Consider the following 15,141-nt stretch of genomic DNA (forward strand, 5'->3'; position numbering starts at 1 on the left):
CGTGGCATTTGATGACAGGCTGGAGCGGATTGTTGCCCGCTCGGAAGAAATTCAGGCTCTGATGTCGTCTGGCGAAATGGGGGGAGAGGAGTTCACCCGTCTTTCGCGCGAATATGCGGAGCTTGAACCTGTCGTCGCGTCCATTCAGGCCTGGCAGGCTGCCGAGAGGCAGCGGGAAGGGGCCCAGGCTCTTCTTGCTGATCCCGAAATGAAGGAACTCGCTCAGGTCGAGCTTGAAGAGATAGAAGCGCGTATCCCTGAGTTGGAGCACAACCTGCGTATTGCGCTTCTGCCCAAGGATGCTGCTGATGAGCGCAGCGCCATTTTGGAAATCCGTCCGGCGGCGGGTGGTGACGAGGCCGGGCTTTTTGCCGCCCAGCTTTTCGACGCCTATCGCCGTTTCTCGGAACAGAACGGCTGGCGCTTTGAAGTCATGGAATATGCCGAGAGCGAAGTCGCTGGCCTGAAAGAAGGCATGGCGACGATTTCCGGCCGTTCCGTCTTTGCCCGTCTCAAGTATGAATCAGGCGTTCATCGTGTTCAGCGGGTACCGGCCACAGAAAGTCAGGGCCGTATCCATACATCGACGGTGACTGTTGCTGTTCTGCCAGAAGCGGAAGAAGTGGACGTGACGATCAATGACGACGATCTGCGGATCGACGTTTATCGCGCGTCTGGTGCGGGCGGACAGCACGTTAACAAGACCGAAAGTGCCGTTCGGATTACGCATATCCCGACTGGCGTTGTCGTGGCGATGCAGGAAGAAAAGAGCCAGCACAAGAACCGTGCCAAGGCCATGAAGATTCTTCGGGCACGCCTTTATGAGCGTCAACGATCCGCAGCGCATGAGTCGCGTGCCGCAGATCGTAAGTCTCAGGTCGGAACGGGTGATCGTTCAGAACGCATCCGGACCTACAATTTTCCGCAGGGACGTGTGACGGATCATCGGATCAACCTGACCCTCTACAAGATCGAGCGCATCATGGCGGGCGAGTTCGATGAGATTATTGATGCTCTGACGCGTGAGGAGCAGACAGAGCTTCTTGCGGCGGAAGGCTTTTAAAGAGTCAGGAACTTGGCGTAGCGCAGACAGCAGCGCGTCCATGTCGGTGGGTTGCAACAGAGGGGTCGTTGTAATCCACAAGGAAGAAATCAGTGAAGTTGTTACTTCCGACGGCATCCAGAGTATGGCCTTCTGGATGATGGAGTTGTCCTTCGCTGCTAACCTGATGCATTTCCTGATGACCGTTATGCATGATGGTGATTTCGCCGCAGAGCGCGTAATCAACGTCATATCGTCCAGCGGGTAGGGGAATAGTGCGTGTTTCGCGGGATTTGGACAGCCCCAGCCGGAAGGTCGCCACAAGGTTACCGTCAAGGTAAAGACGGGACACTTCGGATATTTCTTCTGAAGCGCGCTCATCTGTCACGGTGAAGGTACCGGGCAGTTCTGACTGGGCCTGAGCCGTATGCAAGGCGCATCCCAGAAGAAGGGCTGAGAATAAGAATGCACGTTTGGACTTCATGATGACAGGTATAGCAGGTTCTCGGGCAAGATGACTGCAAAAGATGTTCTTCTTCGACAGGCAACAGAGGTTCTGCAAAGGGCCGGGTTGGAAGATCCGCGCCGGGAAGCGCGGCTTTTATTGGGGTGGACGACGGGTCGTGATCCAGCGGGACTGTTTTCCCTGACAACTGTTTCGGAATCTGATGCGACTCGGTTTGAGGGGGCTGTTACGCGACGTGCGGCACGGGAGCCACTGGCATTTATTGTCGGGGAAACAGGGTTCTGGACGCTTGATTTCCATACGACACCTGACACGCTGATTCCGCGTGGGGATAGTGAAGCTCTGATTGAGGCGCTTCTGACTGTGCGGCCGGATCGTGCGGCGTCTCTCAGGATGCTTGATCTTGGAACTGGCACAGGCTGTCTGCTTCTTTCTGCGTTGTCGGAATATCCGCAGGCCTGGGGTGTGGGGGTGGATCTCTCCGCAGGAGCGGCAGCACTTGCTCGCAGGAATGCTAGCCGGAACGGATTGCAGGACCGAAGCTGTTTTTTGGCGGGAAACTGGGATTCCGCTTTGGCCGGAAAATTCGATGTGGTGATTTCCAACCCTCCTTATATTGAAACGGCAGATGTGCCCGATCTCATGCCGGAAGTTGCTCGCTATGAACCTTCTCGTGCGCTGGATGGTGGTCAGGACGGGTTAGATGCATATCGCCTGCTCTGTCAGGCGCTTCCGTCACTTCTGGTGCCGGGCGGTCACGCTATTCTGGAAATGGGTCTGGGCCAGATTGATTCTGTCTCAGAAATCGGTCGCGCTAACGGACTACGGGAGGTTGCGCGGCAGAACGATTTGGGTGGAATCGCACGGGCTCTTGTTCTTCAGTGGTCAGAAAACTCAGGAAAGACGTTGGCTTAGAGACTGAGAGTTGATATGAACAGGAAACTGCATTCTGTCGTAGAAGCCGCAATGGCGGTTTTTTCCTTATGCAGTTGCTCCTGTTGACCGTCTTTCAGTAGCCGGCAGCGGATGAGAGGCTGGCCAGTGTCCAGCCACAGCGAGATAGACAGACGTCTTTTCGGCAGCGGCGGACGCATCCTTCTGCACGGGCAGAAGTGGGGCACGCCATCAGGAAAGTGCATCACGGGTCGATGAATATGAAGCGTATAAGAGGCCGGCATCATCGTGCTGGCGGCGGGACACCACGCAGTAGCAATTCCCAGACCCCTCTGAACCGCAACCATGTGTTTGACAGCAATGGCCCGGACCTCAGAATTCGTGGAACTGCCCAGCAGCTCTTCGAAAAGTATCTCCAGCTTGGCCGGGATGCGACAGGAACGGGGGATCGCATCCTTGCGGAAGCCTACTTCCAGCATGCAGAGCATTATTTCCGTATTCTGAATGCCATGAACCAAGCTGCTCAGCAGAGCCAGCAGGAGCGCAATGAGCGTCAGATGCAGCGCCAGCGGGCTTATGAAGAGCGCCGTGAATCGCGTGGCGAACGTGGCGGTGACGAACACGGGCAGGATGAGGGCGATGATCAGCCTTCGATCGAGTCTTCCCGTTCGGAAGAAGCTCCGGCTGAAGCGGAGTAACAATTCTGAAACCGGCCCTGTGAAGGGCCGGTTTTTTTATATCCGGCCAATAAACCGTTCTGGTAGGCGCCAGAGTTCTGTTCCGTTCAGGTGCAAATCCAGTCTGTAGCGATCATGCGTTCGAGACGTGGCGCTGTTCTCGACAGCGTGTCGCCAGTTATGCAGACGCTGATCGTTCTGGTCGAAAGTGGCTTCTACTACGGGAAGAGCCGCCATGCCGCGGAGCATGTTTTCCCAGTCTTGATCGTTCACTCGCTGATGTTGCCCAACGTCGTTGGAGCACCAGGGCTGCCTTCGTGTCCGCTCCAGTCGGCGCAGACCAGAAGACAGATCTGCATAACGAAGATGGAAGAGAAAAAGCGGAGCGCCCATTTCGGGAGCAATTTCTGCACAGCAATGAAAACCAGGCGCCCATGTGATGGCGATACGGATCAGGACGGGTTTGCACATAGCGCTTGAAAATCGCACATGCTGGCGCTGGAAAGAGACGAGGCGCGTATAATCCAGCGAAGCCTCGCTCTCCGGCAGATGAATGATGTCCAGTCCTGTGGCTGTTACGACTGGCCGCGTATTCGCTTGGGCAAAATGTGTGAGGGACGGAAAGATGTCTGGGTCAGGGAGAAGGAGTTCATCAACATCGACGTAGATGACGGTATCGTACCACTCGAGCAAACTCTCGCAGAACTTCCCAATGGATCTTGTTCTGCGCTCATCATCCTGGGGAGAGCGGGGAATTCGGACCCGGTTGATCTGCCCGAGAGCGTCTGTCGATCCGTCATCTGAGCCGTGGTCGATAACGTAGCAGGACTGTTCACCAACCTGCGCGCCGTAATGTCTGCGCCAGATCAGAAGATGTTCTGGCTCATTGTAAACCATAGTGACGACGGCAAGAGGTTTCTTGATCATGTCGTCAGAATACAAAAATGCTTTCAGATCAGATACCTGAAAGATTTTTATAATTTTTTAGGAAAGAAGGATGGTAGCGGTGGACGGATTTGAACCGCCGACCAAGGGATTATGATTCCCCTGCTCTACCGCTGAGCTACACCGCCATCCCACCGGGATGCCCCGGCGTTGAGGCGGGTTTTTAAGGGGGATCTGATTGAGTGTCAATACGTTATCCAGAGGAAAATGCAGGATTTTGGTCACTGCATTTTTTACACTGGTCATATCTGTTATGGCTGGGCAGCTTTCCGCTTTTCTCCAGATCTCTTGTTAAGGAGTTTTCCGCCTAGTGACGCAGCATTTCGTCAGCACGCTGTTTGCCGTTCGATCCTACTTTACCTGGCTCCCGGCACCTGTCGTCTCCGTTCTGATGCTCGCGGTCGTGGGTATTCTCGCTTTCTATTGTGGAAACCTCGTCACGTCCTTGACGCTACGTATTCCTGGTTCCCGAAGTGCAGCGCTGATCCGGAAAATTGTTGCGGCTCTTCGTCGTCCAACACGGATCATGGTTGCGCTGCTTGCCATGCTGGGCGCACTCCCGGCTGCCACGGGATTTTCTTATGAGACGGAGCAGGATCTCAAGCTGTTTTTCCTGTTTCTGCTGGTTCTGACCTTTGGCTTTTCGGCCATTATCGTGTTCCGGATCATGACGGAGGCGTACCTCAATCGTCTGTCGTCACGAGAGCAGACTGACGACATCATGATCCGCACGCACCAGACGCAGATTCGTGTTTTAAGGCGCCTGACGGAAATTATGGTGGGTATCGTGACGGTGGCGTCCGCGCTGATGCTTTTTCCGTCCGTTAAGCAATACGGTGTTTCGCTTTTTGCCTCCGCTGGTGCCGCGTCCCTGATCGTTGGTCTGTCTGCACGTGGTCTGCTGACCAATCTGATTGCGGGCGTGCAGATTGCAGTGACCCAGCCAATTCGTATGGAAGATCTTGTCATTATCAATGGGGACTGGTGCTGGGTTGAGGAGATCAATGCGACCTATGTTGTCCTTCGGGTGTGGGACTGGCGCCGACATATCGTCCCGATTTCCTACTTTCTGGAAAACCAGTTCGAAAACTGGACGCATAATTCCGCGGCGATCATCGGCGTAGTGTTCCTCTGGCTGGATTATGAAGCGCCGATGGACAAGGTGCGGGAGATGTTGAACGAAATCATCCGCACATGCCCGCTTTGGAATGGTAAGGTTTTTGATGTGCAGGTGGCAGATTGCAATGCTCAGGTCATGTCTATCCGTATCATTGCCAGTGCTCGGAATGCGTTGCAGAGCTGGGATCTGCGCTGTGACATCCGGGAGAAGATCATTGCCCGTATTCGGGAAGAATGTCCTGAGGCATTGCCTCGTGCGCGTTTTGCGATGATGCCCCCGAGACCGGGAGAGGACGCATGGCCAAGCGAATTGCTCTCTCCCAAGATCGATCGACCTCCGCCAGGCAGTTATATGGGGCCCGGTACGCCCGGCGCGTAAAGGTAAAAGCCACTGGGACGCAGTGGCTTTTATTATTTGTCCCGCTTGTTGCGTTTAGCGTTATGGTGACGCGGATAAGGAAGTCAGTTTGTAACGTCTTTATCCGTCAGACAGGATTTACGGCGCCATCGTAGAGTTGTGGCGTCCGTAGAGAACATACGTCATGACACCCAGCACTACATATCCTGTAAGAAGGAGCAGAGGGACAGGGTTACCGCTGGCCACTGCATGGATCATGTCTGTGACGAGGGGAATGGTCATGAGCAGACAGAAAATAATGCCTAGAAGGGGCGTTATACCAACCCAGAAACCACGAATACGAAACCCGCCCAAGGGAACGCTGAAGGGTCTTTGAATGTCTGGCCGCGTGTTTCGCTGCCAGATGACTGTGAAGCAGACGATGCCGAAAGCGGCAGCTGTTCCGATGGAGACCAGATCGCTGATGATGTCGATGGGCAGGGTGGCAGTCATGAAAGCCACAACCAGGCCGAGAACGATGGTGCCAAGCCATGGGGTGCGAAACCGTGTGTGAACCTTGCCAAACAGGGCAGGGATGAGGCCATCACGGCTCATGGTCAGCAAGACGCGGGATTGGGCATACATAAGCCCCATCAGAACCGAGCAGAGACCTATTGTTGCACCGACATTGATGAAGATGGCCAGCCACGGCGTGTTCATGGCTTTCACGGCAATGGCCAGCGGGTCCGGTACGTCCAGTTCGTGATAAGGAACGATGCCAAGCAATACTGCGGCAACGATCATATACACGACGGTGCAGATCAGCAGGCTTCCAATAATCCCGACCGGGACGTCCCGGGTCGGGTTTTTGGCCTCGGCTGATGCTGTGGAGACGGCCTCAAAGCCGACATAGGCGAAAAAGATGACTGAGGCGGCCCGGAAAATACCTTTGACGCCGTAGTGGAAGCCCCCCTGATTGGCTGGGATGAAGGGATGCCAGTTTGCGGGATGAATGGCATGAATGCCAAATGCCACGAACAAAGCAAGAACACCCACTTTTAGAAAGACGATGATCGTGTTGACACGGGCGGATTCCTCAATGCCCCGAACGAGCAGACCCGTGACCAGGAAGACGGCAGTTAACCCGATCAGATCCAGCCTCCATCCTCCGCTGATGGAGGAGCCTTCCGATCCTGGAACCGGTTGAAGAGTGGCTTGGGTAAGGGCTTGGGGTAAATGGATACCAAAGACGGCCAGCAGGGACGACGCGTAACCGGACAGACCGGCTGCCACTGCAGCGCAGGAGATTCCATATTCCAGAAGCAGGAGCCATCCTACGATCCACGCCACTTTTTCGCCCATTGAAATATAGGCGTAGGAGTAGGCTGAGCCGGAGACAGGCAACGTGGAGGACAGTTCTCCATAAGAAAACGCTGTAAAGAGGCAGGCCAGAGCTGCGACAACGAACGAAATGAGAACGGATGGGCCAGCATACTCCGCAGCAGCAGTCCCCGTCATGACGTAAATGCCAGCGCCGATTGTTGATCCCACGCCCAGAAGGATGAGTTGTGTGGCTGTGAGGCTGCGCTTCAGTCCATGCGACTCATTCTCGGACATGATCTGTTCGAGACTCTTTCGACGGGCAGTTGTGGCGGCGGATGCGCTGGATTGTATCGGAAGTGGCATGATCCCTAATCTGCCGGGAAAAGCGGCGTCTGGAAAGGTTTATAGAACGATGAGAACGCCTGCCAGAAGACCGGCAACAATGCAGTAAATGCCGAAAGGCTTGAGAGCCCATTCGTCATGATTGCGGAAGAAGCGCAACATCAGGAGAGAACAGATCAGCGCGGTGATACCGGCTGCGAAGGCACCTACGACGCATTGGAACATGACGTCATGAGAGATTGTCATGTGCCGCATCTGCCACCCTTCCTTGACCGTCGCTGCCAGAACGACTGGCTGGGCCATGAGAAGGGAAAAGCGGGCAGCTGTGCCATGATCCAGCCCACGGAGAAGGCCGCCATTCATCGTGGCGCCTGAGCGTGACAGGCCCGGGAACAGGGCAAGGCACTGCCAGAACCCGATCACCAGGGCATCCTTGGGAGACAGGGAAGAGATCGGCCGGTGATCTGCCTGTCCACGTTGTTTGCGGAGCCATTCGGTAACCAGAAGCAGAAGGCCGTTCAGGACCAGAAACCCTGCGACGGCCAGAGGGGCTCCGAATATGCCTCGGAGGCGATGTTCGAAAAGGCCGCCGAAGATGACAGCCGGAATTGTCGCAATAACGAGAAGACCAAAGATCCGAATCGACTCAAGTTGGTTGTATCGACCGTGCAGACCAAGCATCCCGCGAAGAATGGCCATCCAGTCGCGCCAGAAAACACCCGCCAGGGCCACGAGGGTTCCGACATGGAGCATCGTCAGGAACGGCAGGAACATGTCTGAATGTTCGTCCACGTTCCAATGGAGGATACCGGGGAGCAGAACGGCGTGACCGAGGCTGCTGACAGGGAAGGGCTCGGTAATACCCTGAACGATGGCGAGGATGATGGCCTGGAAAAGCGTCATGGAGCCTGCACGGATGGGCGGAAAAGGAAGTCACTTGCCTGATGGGGCGAAGGGACGCAACCTTGACCGGGCTCTGGGGGCAGATTAACTCGCTTTTCTATTCGGTTTTCTGAAAGTTGAGGCGCGGCATGAAGTCAGGATACAGCGGGCGCGGCGGTGCCATTCTGGCAAGTGGCCTTGTTCTTGTCGTTGCCGGGGCGTTTCTTGTTTACGGCAAAGAGTTGCGCAAGGACCCGGTTCAGAACAGCATTGTCATGCATGCTCAGTTCAATTCGGCCAACGGTCTGAAGCCGGGTGCGGATGTTGATCTGGCGGGAGTGACCGTTGGGCGTGTTCAGTCCATCCGCCTGGATCCGCAGAGCCAGATGGCCGACGTAGCATTCTCGGTTGATGAACGTCTTCATCTGCCCGTTGATACGGCTGTTGGGATCGGTGCGCCCAGCATGACGTCTGATAACGCTCTTCAGATCGAGCCAGGCAAAGACCCGAAGACGCTGACTGCTGGCGGGGTTATCAAGGATACCCGCGATCAACTGTCTCTGGAGCAACAGGTCAGCAATTATATCTTCGGTGGTGGTAACCTCGGGAACTGATGTTCCCTCAGTCGTTCATCGGATAGGACGCGAGCAGGCGACGCTGCTTGCGCCAGGAATGTAGCATTCCGAACGCGCCAGAGGTCTTCCATCCGCGGGCCTTGTTGGCTGCACCGATCAGAAACGTCTGGCGATAGTGGGAAAACTGGGCGCGATAGGCTTCCCACAGTGTCGTACGGCGATCCCAGATGTGAATGGCTTCAGAGCCGACGCCATTGATCTCGATGATCCGCAGATCTTCCCCACGCTGAAGAGCTTCGATTGAAGGTACCTTCACATCGACCCGACCAAAATAGAAATCTGGAACGTCTTTCATGATGGCATCCAGGCGGGCGGTCAGTGCAGGTGTGGTGTCTGCGCGGCCATCTCGGAACACGGACCCTTTGCAATGGTTGCCAGCGAAAACCAATGGCAGTTGCTCACCCTCGGCCAGCACCGTTTTCTCTCGGCCTGCAAGGCGGGGCAGATACAGTTGGGGAACCTGACTCATGCGAGGATCGCGCATGATGAGTTCCTCAATGGTGGAACGTCCGTTACCCGTCAGAACCGGAGCTTCCTTGTAGGTCACGGACGTAATGCGGCCCTGTGTCTGATCCGGGTGGCGGATATAGAACAGGCCCGCTTCAACCGGGTAATCGATGAGTTCCTGCACCATGAGCGCCACGTTATCCGGGAACTGCGGAAGGACTTCTTCCATTTGCTCGCGAGTGTGGACGAGCTTCACGCCTGTTCCATTGCAACCGATATCTGGCTTGACCACGACGGGGAACGAGAGGCCGGACTGCTCCATGGCTGTCAGAGCGCGTTCCAGTGACCCAGGGCCGCTTTCAAAAACAGCGTAGGGTGCAATGGCGTCCTGTGCGACGGGACCAGCCATATCGAGGATCGAGGATTTGCTCTCACCGCAGAGTCCGCCTGTTTCAATGCGCGGATTGGCAGCCGTAGGAATACTGAGATCCCGGTATTTCAGGCCCATGGCGATCCAGTAGAGGACGATAGGCGTGTAGAAGATGGAACCTGGCCAGAACTCAAAAAGAGAAAGGGGATTTTGCTCGGTCTCTGTCTTAGACATTCAATTACTGGCTCACGGTCTGGATACGGGCAATCAGACGCCCGACAACAACGATACACAGAACAAATCCTGCCAGCCCGGCCCAGCGCCAGCCTCCCTGGTGCGCCAGAAGCCAGCCGCCGATCCGCATGGCCAGCAGGAACAACAGTGTTGTCCACACTAGCGTAGCGAGAACTGCTGTCAGGGCAAAGCGCACGAAAGGTGCGTGGAAGAAGCCACAGGCTGTGTAGAGCGGCAGGCGGGCGCCGGGCACGAAGCGTGAGATGGCCACGATGCGGATGACGTTCTTCGAGAACCAGTCCTGCGTGCGTTCCTGTTTGGGGAGGGTCAGGAAGCGACGAAGGTAAGGCCAGCGTGCTCCGGCAGCGCCGAGGCCGTACAGTCCGAGATCTCCGACAGCGACGCCGAACCAGAGCGCTCCAAGGGCCAATGCTATGCTGACATGTCCGGCGCGGGCTGCAACGCCTGACAGGACGGTCGCTACATCCTCGAGGATGAATGTCCCCACAATGATGCTGACGGCTTTCAGCCAGGCAGGCTGCGACGCCAGGGCGGGGCCAATGGCTATCATGCCGGGGGATGTTCCATGATCATGGAACGTTGATGTCGCATGTTGGCGTGCTGGCGACAATCTCACGGTTGTGGTTTCACCCTTCTGAATGTGGAAAGAAGGATGAGAGGCTGGCGGGGAGCATCACAGGTTGCTAGCGTGCGCTGCAAATGAACCACCCTCTGGGGGCTGATAGTCCAGTGCTTAAAAGACGTAACCTTCTTGCCGCCTTTTCCTCGGTCGCCGGAGCCGCGGCGATGGGAATACGTTCCGCTGAAGCACAGGATTACGGCGCGTTTCTTGAAGGGGTGAGGACGCAGGCGCTGGCTCAGGGGCTGTCTTCCGCTGTCGTAACGCGCGCGCTGTCGCTGACGAGGGAGCCGAACCCCAAGGTTCTGAAGCTTGATCGTCATCAGCCTGAGTTCACCCTGACCTGGGCGCAGTATCGTGATCGTGTTCTGCCAGAGTCGCGCTTTCAGAAAGGGCGCACTGTTTACGCTGGTGTGGGAAACATCATGGCTCCGATCAGTGCGCGGTTCGGGTGTGATGATCGTGCGGTCATGGGGATCTGGGCGCTCGAATCGGGTTTTGGCGCACACACCGGCACGTTCTCGGTTGTTGATGCGTTAGCGACACTGGCCTTTGATGGTCGCCGCTCCACGTTTTTCCGGGGAGAGCTGATGAAGGCGCTCCAGATTTTGAACGACGGGGATATCTCCCCTGAAGCTATGATGGGCAGCTATGCCGGAGCCATGGGGCAGGCCCAGTTTATGCCAAGTGCCTATCTGCGCTATGCGGCAGATGGAGACGGAGACGGAAAGCGCAATATCTGGACGTCCCAGCCAGATGTGTTTGCCTCCATTTCCAACTATATGGGCAAATGTGGTTGGCAGCCCTATGAGCCCTGGGGGCAGGAAGTCACGCTGGCAAATGTGCTGGACAAGAGCCAGATCGGACGGATCAATACGAAGTCTCTGGCGGAATGGATGTCTCTCGGTGTTCGCCGGGCAGATGGTGCGCGCTTCTCGCGGACTGACGTCAAAGGGGCGATTGTCCAGCCGGATGGTCCGGGCACGCAGGCCTTCATGGTTTACCATAATTTCAACGTGATCCGTCGTTACAATCCGTCTGATTATTACGCGCTGGGCGTAGGTCTTCTGGGAACCGGCATTGTTACTCCGTAATTGCGCGCCACTTTTGGCGTTTCTGCCTCTGTTTGGCGCCTGTCATCAGGATGACGCGCCTGTACCTGTCGCGCACCCTCATTACGAGTTGGGAAACGCGTGGCAGGGTCCGCAGGGGTGGTTTTATCCCTATGAGCAGTTTGATTACCGCGCGACCGGTCTTGCCACACGCGAAACGCCTCTGAAAGGGCACCTCGCGTCGGACGGAGAGGCCTGGTCCGCGGATGGCATGACGGGATCCCATCAGACTTTGCAGCTTCCTGCTGTTGTGACGGTTCGCAATCTGATCAACGGACGGGTTGTGCGTATCCGACTGACACGTCGTGGTCCGGAAAGCGCCGGGCGAATTATTGCGCTCTCTCCGAAAGCTGCGGATCTTCTTGGGATGACCGCCGATACACCTGTAGAGGTGACGGAAGAAGAAGCCGCCAGCCGGGCTCTGGTTGAAGGACTGACTGGCGCGCCTCATCTGGATGTTCAATCCGCCCCGGTTGGAGAGGTTCGTGCAGAGTCTCTCGATGGTGGTACGGCGAAGACCTATGGAAGCGACTCGTCGGAGGGACATCAGGCTGCATCAACGGTTGCCGCGATGCCTGTCACGTGGTCGCAGAGTAATCCGGGACCTACGGGGCTTTATGTCCTGTTAGGCAAGTTTTCCGGTCGCGGGGCTGCTGCCAGTATTACGGCGCGGTGCTCCGGCGAGGTTCAGCGCGTCCCTGATGGGGGAGGTCTGGACTGGCGTGTAAGGTCCGGACCCTATACCGATACCGCCCAGGCCGATGCGGCACTGGACCGGACCCATGCGTGCGGGGTAGAGGGCGCGCGGATCATTGTGGAATGACGGCCGTGATTAAGGCTGAAAGACTGGGGACGAACGTGCGGACTAGACGCTCTCTTTTCGGTGGTGTGGCAGGTTTTGCTGCCTGTGCTTCTTTTGGCGGGCCGCTGAGTGCACTGGCACGCCCGCATCATCATGCTGGCCACGCGAAGGCCGCAGCAGCTGCGACTTCTGCTGCTCCCGCAACACCAGTTGGAACACCTGCGAATACGCCGATCGGCCCGTTCGATACCGTGGCGCGCTGGGCCTATATCGTGGACTTCGACACGGGTGCAGTCCTGCTGGACAAGTCTGCTGACGAGCGTATGGCACCGTCGTCCCTGACGAAGATGATGACGGCCTATATCGTGTTCGGGATGCTGGCGACCGGACGACTTCGTCTGGAGCAGACTCTGCCTGTCAGCGAGAAAGCCTGGCGGACGCAGGGTTCCAAGATGTTCGTGCCGCTTGGTGAGAGTGTCGCGGTGCAGGATCTCATCCAGGGCATGGTGATCCAGTCCGGCAATGATGCCTGCGTTGTGCTGGCTGAAGGCATTGCCGGGTCTGAAGAACGCTTCGTTGCGATGATGAACGAGGAAGCGCCCAAGATCGGGCTGAACAACTCGCACTTCATGAATGTGACGGGTCTGCCAGCTGAGGGGCATTACATGTCCGCTCATGACGTAGCGACTGTCGCCATGCATCTGATTCGCGACTTTCCGCAGTACTATCATTTCTTCGGTGAAACCGAGTTCCTGTTTAACAAGATCAAGCAGGGCAACCGGAACGTTCTCGTGGATAAGGGCCTCGCTGACGGTCTGAAGACGGGTCATACCGATGCAGGTGGGTTTGGTCTGTGCGCCAGCTCCAACCGCAATGGTAATCGCGTCATTGTTGTCATCAACGGCACGGCGTCCAGCAATGAGCGTGCTCATGAAGGTGAGCGTCTGATGGCGTGGGCTTTCGCAAATTTCGAAAATGCGACTTTGTTCCGCAAGGGGCAGGTTGTCGATCATGCGCCTGTCTGGATGGGTGAGCGTAAAGCTGTTCCGCTCGTGGCTGGCGCTGACATCGTGATGACGATGCCGGTCGGCTGGCAGCAGCGCTCTCACATCGCAGTGGATTATGCGTCGCCGGTGATTGCGCCGGTTGTCGCCGGACAGTCCTGTGGGGCGATCGTAATTTCAGCGCCGGGCATGGCGGATATTCGTGTGGCGCTTCAGGCTGGAGCGTCCGTTGCGAAACTCGGACTGGTTGGACGTGCAATGGCGCGCCTTGGTCATGGCCCTGCAAATTAAGAACGGCCTGTTCATCACGCTGGAAGGTGGCGAAGGCGCGGGGAAATCCACGCAGGCGCGCCTTCTGGCGGATGCGCTTCGAGACCGGGGTTACGAGACGATCCTGACCCGTGAACCGGGCGGGACACCGGGCGCGGAAGCCATTCGTCATTTGCTTCTGTTCGGGGAAGAAGAATTTTCCTGGCGTGCGGAAGTGTTGGCGCATATGGCGGCGCGCTGTGATCATCTGGATAATCTGATTCTGCCCGCTCTTGAGCGTGGTGCGATTGTTGTCTGTGACCGCTTTCATGACTCGACGCTGGCTTATCAGGGCTACGGTGTTGGGAATGCCTCGGCAGAACGTCTGGAGTTCATCACGGGCGCCCGGCGTCTCGTGGCGCGTGAGCCGGATCTGACACTGTTGCTGGAGCTTCCACGGGAGCAGGCGCTTGAGCGTCTGGAAAGCCGGGGCGGACGGACGGATCGTTATGAAGGTCAGGCTGAGGCTTTTCATCAGCGTGTGTTGACGGGGTTCGATACGATTGCCCGTGCAGAGCCAGAACGTGTGAAGCGTATCAATGCTGGTCGCACGCCCGAAGCCGTCAGCCGTGCATTGCTTGAAGCTGTGCTGCAACGTCTGGATCAGACGGCGAGTGTTTCTGGCGCGTGACAGATCCTCGGCAAACGTTTGAACTCCGGGGTCATGAAGAGGCTGAAAATGTTTTTCGGACTGCCTTGGCCTCGGGACGTCTTCATCATGCCTGGCTGATTTCCGGCCCTGCAGGGATCGGGAAAGCGACGCTGGCGTTTCGTCTGGCGCGTCTTCTTCTGAACGGGGAAGATCCCGACTCACCTGCTGGTCGGCGTATTACAGCCGCCACACATGGTGATCTTCTGGAAATTTCCCGTGCGGTTGATGAGAAAAAAGGGCGTCTGCGCGGAGAAATTACGGCTGCGGATGTCCGGCCGGTCCAGTCTTTCCTGCATCACACGGCCACTGAAGGCGGCTGGCGTGTGGTTATCGTCGACGGGGCGGAGTTTCTGAACCGTTTCGCGGCCAACGCGCTTCTGAAAATCCTTGAAGAGCCACCGCCGCGGGCCATCCTGCTGCTGACCACAGCGTCTCCCGGTAAGCTTCTTCCGACGATCCGCAGCCGCTGTCGGGCATTGGCGCTGTCTCCCGTTTCAGATCGGGATATGAGAGCTATTTTGCCAGATGTACCCGAGGATGTGCTGGTAAGGGCACATGGTTCACCGGGACGGGCACTGTTTCTGGCGCAGGACCGGGACGGGGCCATTGCAGGTTTTGTGGCAGAAATCCTGGCTGGAAAGGCCCTGACTGCAGAGATGCTCCCTCTCATTGACCGGATCGCCCGGGAGACGGAAGGTTTCGCATTGCTCTGCGATTTGCTAGGCGAGGGGTTAGCAGAACGCGCACGCTCGGCTGCACGACGTGGCGATCTGCTTCTTGCTGATTCTTCTGCCCGTCAGTGTTCAGAACTTGATACACTGAAGCGGCAGACAGACGGTTTTAATCTGGACAAGGCTCAGGCCATCCGTCAGGCAGTGGAACGCGCTGCCGGGATGTGAATGGCTCGGG

16 protein-coding genes and 1 tRNA gene are annotated in these 15,141 nt (G+C 56.9%); 10 read left to right on the forward strand and 7 right to left on the reverse strand.

The features are described 5' to 3' along the window. Nucleotide 1: 1 nt before the first annotated feature. A complete protein-coding gene (gene prfA, locus AC3B6F_RS01490; protein ID WP_062018694.1) occupies nucleotides 2-1,063 on the forward strand; it encodes a peptide chain release factor 1 in 1,062 nt (353 codons plus the stop codon). 4 nt (nucleotides 1,064-1,067) lie between these two features. Here the strand turns inward: prfA and AC3B6F_RS01495 are convergent, their stop codons facing one another. Next, the gene (locus AC3B6F_RS01495) at nucleotides 1,068-1,526 is read right to left on the reverse strand and encodes a hypothetical protein (protein WP_489823157.1); all 459 of its coding nucleotides are present in this window, start codon (nucleotides 1,524-1,526) and stop codon (nucleotides 1,068-1,070) included. A gap of 30 nt (nucleotides 1,527-1,556) precedes the next feature. On the opposite strand from AC3B6F_RS01495, the gene prmC reads away from it, so the two are divergent. Both prmC and AC3B6F_RS01505 read left to right on the forward strand, forming a co-directional pair. Next, the gene (gene prmC / locus AC3B6F_RS01500; protein WP_489823158.1) at nucleotides 1,557-2,423 is read left to right on the forward strand and encodes a peptide chain release factor N(5)-glutamine methyltransferase; all 867 of its coding nucleotides are present in this window, start codon (nucleotides 1,557-1,559) and stop codon (nucleotides 2,421-2,423) included. A 233-nt stretch (nucleotides 2,424-2,656) separates the two neighbouring features. Then, a complete protein-coding gene (locus AC3B6F_RS01505; protein ID WP_010501523.1) occupies nucleotides 2,657-3,100 on the forward strand; it encodes a DUF4167 domain-containing protein in 444 nt (147 codons plus the stop codon). 36 nt (nucleotides 3,101-3,136) lie between these two features. Here the strand turns inward: AC3B6F_RS01505 and AC3B6F_RS01510 are convergent, their stop codons facing one another. Both AC3B6F_RS01510 and AC3B6F_RS01515 read right to left on the reverse strand, forming a co-directional pair. After that, the gene (locus AC3B6F_RS01510) at nucleotides 3,137-4,006 is read right to left on the reverse strand and encodes a glycosyltransferase family 2 protein (protein WP_489823159.1); all 870 of its coding nucleotides are present in this window, start codon (nucleotides 4,004-4,006) and stop codon (nucleotides 3,137-3,139) included. A 71-nt stretch (nucleotides 4,007-4,077) separates the two neighbouring features. Further along, a tRNA-Met gene (locus AC3B6F_RS01515) sits at nucleotides 4,078-4,152 on the reverse strand. A 182-nt stretch (nucleotides 4,153-4,334) separates the two neighbouring features. On the opposite strand from AC3B6F_RS01515, the gene AC3B6F_RS01520 reads away from it, so the two are divergent. Next, complete coding sequence (locus AC3B6F_RS01520) at nucleotides 4,335-5,522, forward strand: mechanosensitive ion channel family protein (protein WP_010501527.1); 1,188 nt, start codon at nucleotides 4,335-4,337, stop codon at nucleotides 5,520-5,522. Nucleotides 5,523-5,639: 117 nt separating this feature from the next. Here the strand turns inward: AC3B6F_RS01520 and AC3B6F_RS01525 are convergent, their stop codons facing one another. Together AC3B6F_RS01525 and AC3B6F_RS01530 are read right to left on the reverse strand one after the other, a co-directional pair. Then, on the reverse strand, nucleotides 5,640-7,166 hold the full coding sequence (locus AC3B6F_RS01525) for an APC family permease (RefSeq protein WP_489823160.1): 1,527 nt from the start codon (nucleotides 7,164-7,166) through the stop codon (nucleotides 5,640-5,642). 39 nt (nucleotides 7,167-7,205) lie between these two features. After that, entirely contained in the window at nucleotides 7,206-8,048 is an 843-nt protein-coding gene (locus AC3B6F_RS01530) for an undecaprenyl-diphosphate phosphatase (protein WP_062025388.1), read from the reverse strand. A gap of 128 nt (nucleotides 8,049-8,176) precedes the next feature. On the opposite strand from AC3B6F_RS01530, the gene AC3B6F_RS01535 reads away from it, so the two are divergent. Continuing rightward, the gene (locus AC3B6F_RS01535; RefSeq protein ID WP_023942593.1) at nucleotides 8,177-8,641 is read left to right on the forward strand and encodes an MlaD family protein; all 465 of its coding nucleotides are present in this window, start codon (nucleotides 8,177-8,179) and stop codon (nucleotides 8,639-8,641) included. Nucleotides 8,642-8,648: 7 nt separating this feature from the next. Here AC3B6F_RS01535 and AC3B6F_RS01540 read toward each other — a convergent pair whose 3' ends face one another. Both AC3B6F_RS01540 and AC3B6F_RS01545 read right to left on the reverse strand, forming a co-directional pair. Continuing rightward, complete coding sequence (locus AC3B6F_RS01540) at nucleotides 8,649-9,713, reverse strand: D-alanine--D-alanine ligase (RefSeq protein ID WP_426066189.1); 1,065 nt, start codon at nucleotides 9,711-9,713, stop codon at nucleotides 8,649-8,651. Nucleotides 9,714-9,717: 4 nt separating this feature from the next. After that, the gene (locus AC3B6F_RS01545) at nucleotides 9,718-10,284 is read right to left on the reverse strand and encodes a DedA family protein (RefSeq protein ID WP_034880365.1); all 567 of its coding nucleotides are present in this window, start codon (nucleotides 10,282-10,284) and stop codon (nucleotides 9,718-9,720) included. 236 nt (nucleotides 10,285-10,520) lie between these two features. Between AC3B6F_RS01545 and AC3B6F_RS01550 the strand changes: the two genes are divergently transcribed. The 5 genes from AC3B6F_RS01550 to AC3B6F_RS01570 are packed head-to-tail and all read left to right on the forward strand — an operon-like array spanning nucleotide 10,521 to nucleotide 15,131. Further along, a complete protein-coding gene (locus AC3B6F_RS01550) occupies nucleotides 10,521-11,447 on the forward strand; it encodes a lytic murein transglycosylase (protein WP_489823161.1) in 927 nt (308 codons plus the stop codon). Next, a complete protein-coding gene (locus AC3B6F_RS01555; protein ID WP_489823162.1) occupies nucleotides 11,434-12,288 on the forward strand; it encodes a septal ring lytic transglycosylase RlpA family protein in 855 nt (284 codons plus the stop codon). The genes AC3B6F_RS01550 and AC3B6F_RS01555 overlap by 14 nt, the downstream gene beginning before the upstream one ends. Beyond that, nucleotides 12,285-13,562, forward strand: a complete 1,278-nt coding sequence (locus AC3B6F_RS01560; protein ID WP_489823163.1) for a serine hydrolase — start codon at nucleotides 12,285-12,287, stop codon at nucleotides 13,560-13,562. Before AC3B6F_RS01555 ends, AC3B6F_RS01560 begins: the two co-directional genes overlap by 4 nt. After that, nucleotides 13,546-14,211 carry a dTMP kinase gene (tmk, locus tag AC3B6F_RS01565; RefSeq protein ID WP_489823164.1) on the forward strand — a complete coding sequence of 222 codons (666 nt, stop codon included), beginning with the start codon at nucleotides 13,546-13,548 and terminating at the stop codon, nucleotides 14,209-14,211. Before AC3B6F_RS01560 ends, tmk begins: the two co-directional genes overlap by 17 nt. Beyond that, nucleotides 14,208-15,131: a DNA polymerase III subunit delta' gene (locus AC3B6F_RS01570; protein WP_489823165.1), complete on the forward strand. Its 924-nt coding sequence runs from the start codon at nucleotides 14,208-14,210 to the stop codon at nucleotides 15,129-15,131. The genes tmk and AC3B6F_RS01570 overlap by 4 nt, the downstream gene beginning before the upstream one ends. Nucleotides 15,132-15,141 lie beyond the last annotated feature (10 nt).

The organism is Gluconobacter sp. ESL1110 (assembly GCF_058107395.1).

Excerpts from the sequence above, each read along its gene's own strand:
- AC3B6F_RS01505 (WP_010501523.1), top strand. The coding sequence starts at position 2,657 with ATGAATATGAAGCGTATAAGAGGCCGGCATCATCGTGCTGGCGGCGGG.
- AC3B6F_RS01495 (WP_489823157.1), bottom strand. The coding sequence starts at position 1,526 with ATGAAGTCCAAACGTGCATTCTTATTCTCAGCCCTTCTTCTGGGATGC.
- tmk (WP_489823164.1), top strand. The coding sequence starts at position 13,546 with ATGGCCCTGCAAATTAAGAACGGCCTGTTCATCACGCTGGAAGGTGGC.
- AC3B6F_RS01535 (WP_023942593.1), top strand. The coding sequence starts at position 8,177 with ATGAAGTCAGGATACAGCGGGCGCGGCGGTGCCATTCTGGCAAGTGGC.
- AC3B6F_RS01550 (WP_489823161.1), top strand. The coding sequence starts at position 10,521 with ATGGGAATACGTTCCGCTGAAGCACAGGATTACGGCGCGTTTCTTGAA.
- prmC (WP_489823158.1), top strand. The coding sequence starts at position 1,557 with ATGACTGCAAAAGATGTTCTTCTTCGACAGGCAACAGAGGTTCTGCAA.
- AC3B6F_RS01525 (WP_489823160.1), bottom strand. The coding sequence starts at position 7,166 with ATGCCACTTCCGATACAATCCAGCGCATCCGCCGCCACAACTGCCCGT.
- AC3B6F_RS01540 (WP_426066189.1), bottom strand. The coding sequence starts at position 9,713 with ATGTCTAAGACAGAGACCGAGCAAAATCCCCTTTCTCTTTTTGAGTTC.
- AC3B6F_RS01530 (WP_062025388.1), bottom strand. The coding sequence starts at position 8,048 with ATGACGCTTTTCCAGGCCATCATCCTCGCCATCGTTCAGGGTATTACC.
- AC3B6F_RS01560 (WP_489823163.1), top strand. The coding sequence starts at position 12,285 with ATGACGGCCGTGATTAAGGCTGAAAGACTGGGGACGAACGTGCGGACT.
- AC3B6F_RS01545 (WP_034880365.1), bottom strand. The coding sequence starts at position 10,284 with ATGATAGCCATTGGCCCCGCCCTGGCGTCGCAGCCTGCCTGGCTGAAA.
- AC3B6F_RS01510 (WP_489823159.1), bottom strand. The coding sequence starts at position 4,006 with ATGATCAAGAAACCTCTTGCCGTCGTCACTATGGTTTACAATGAGCCA.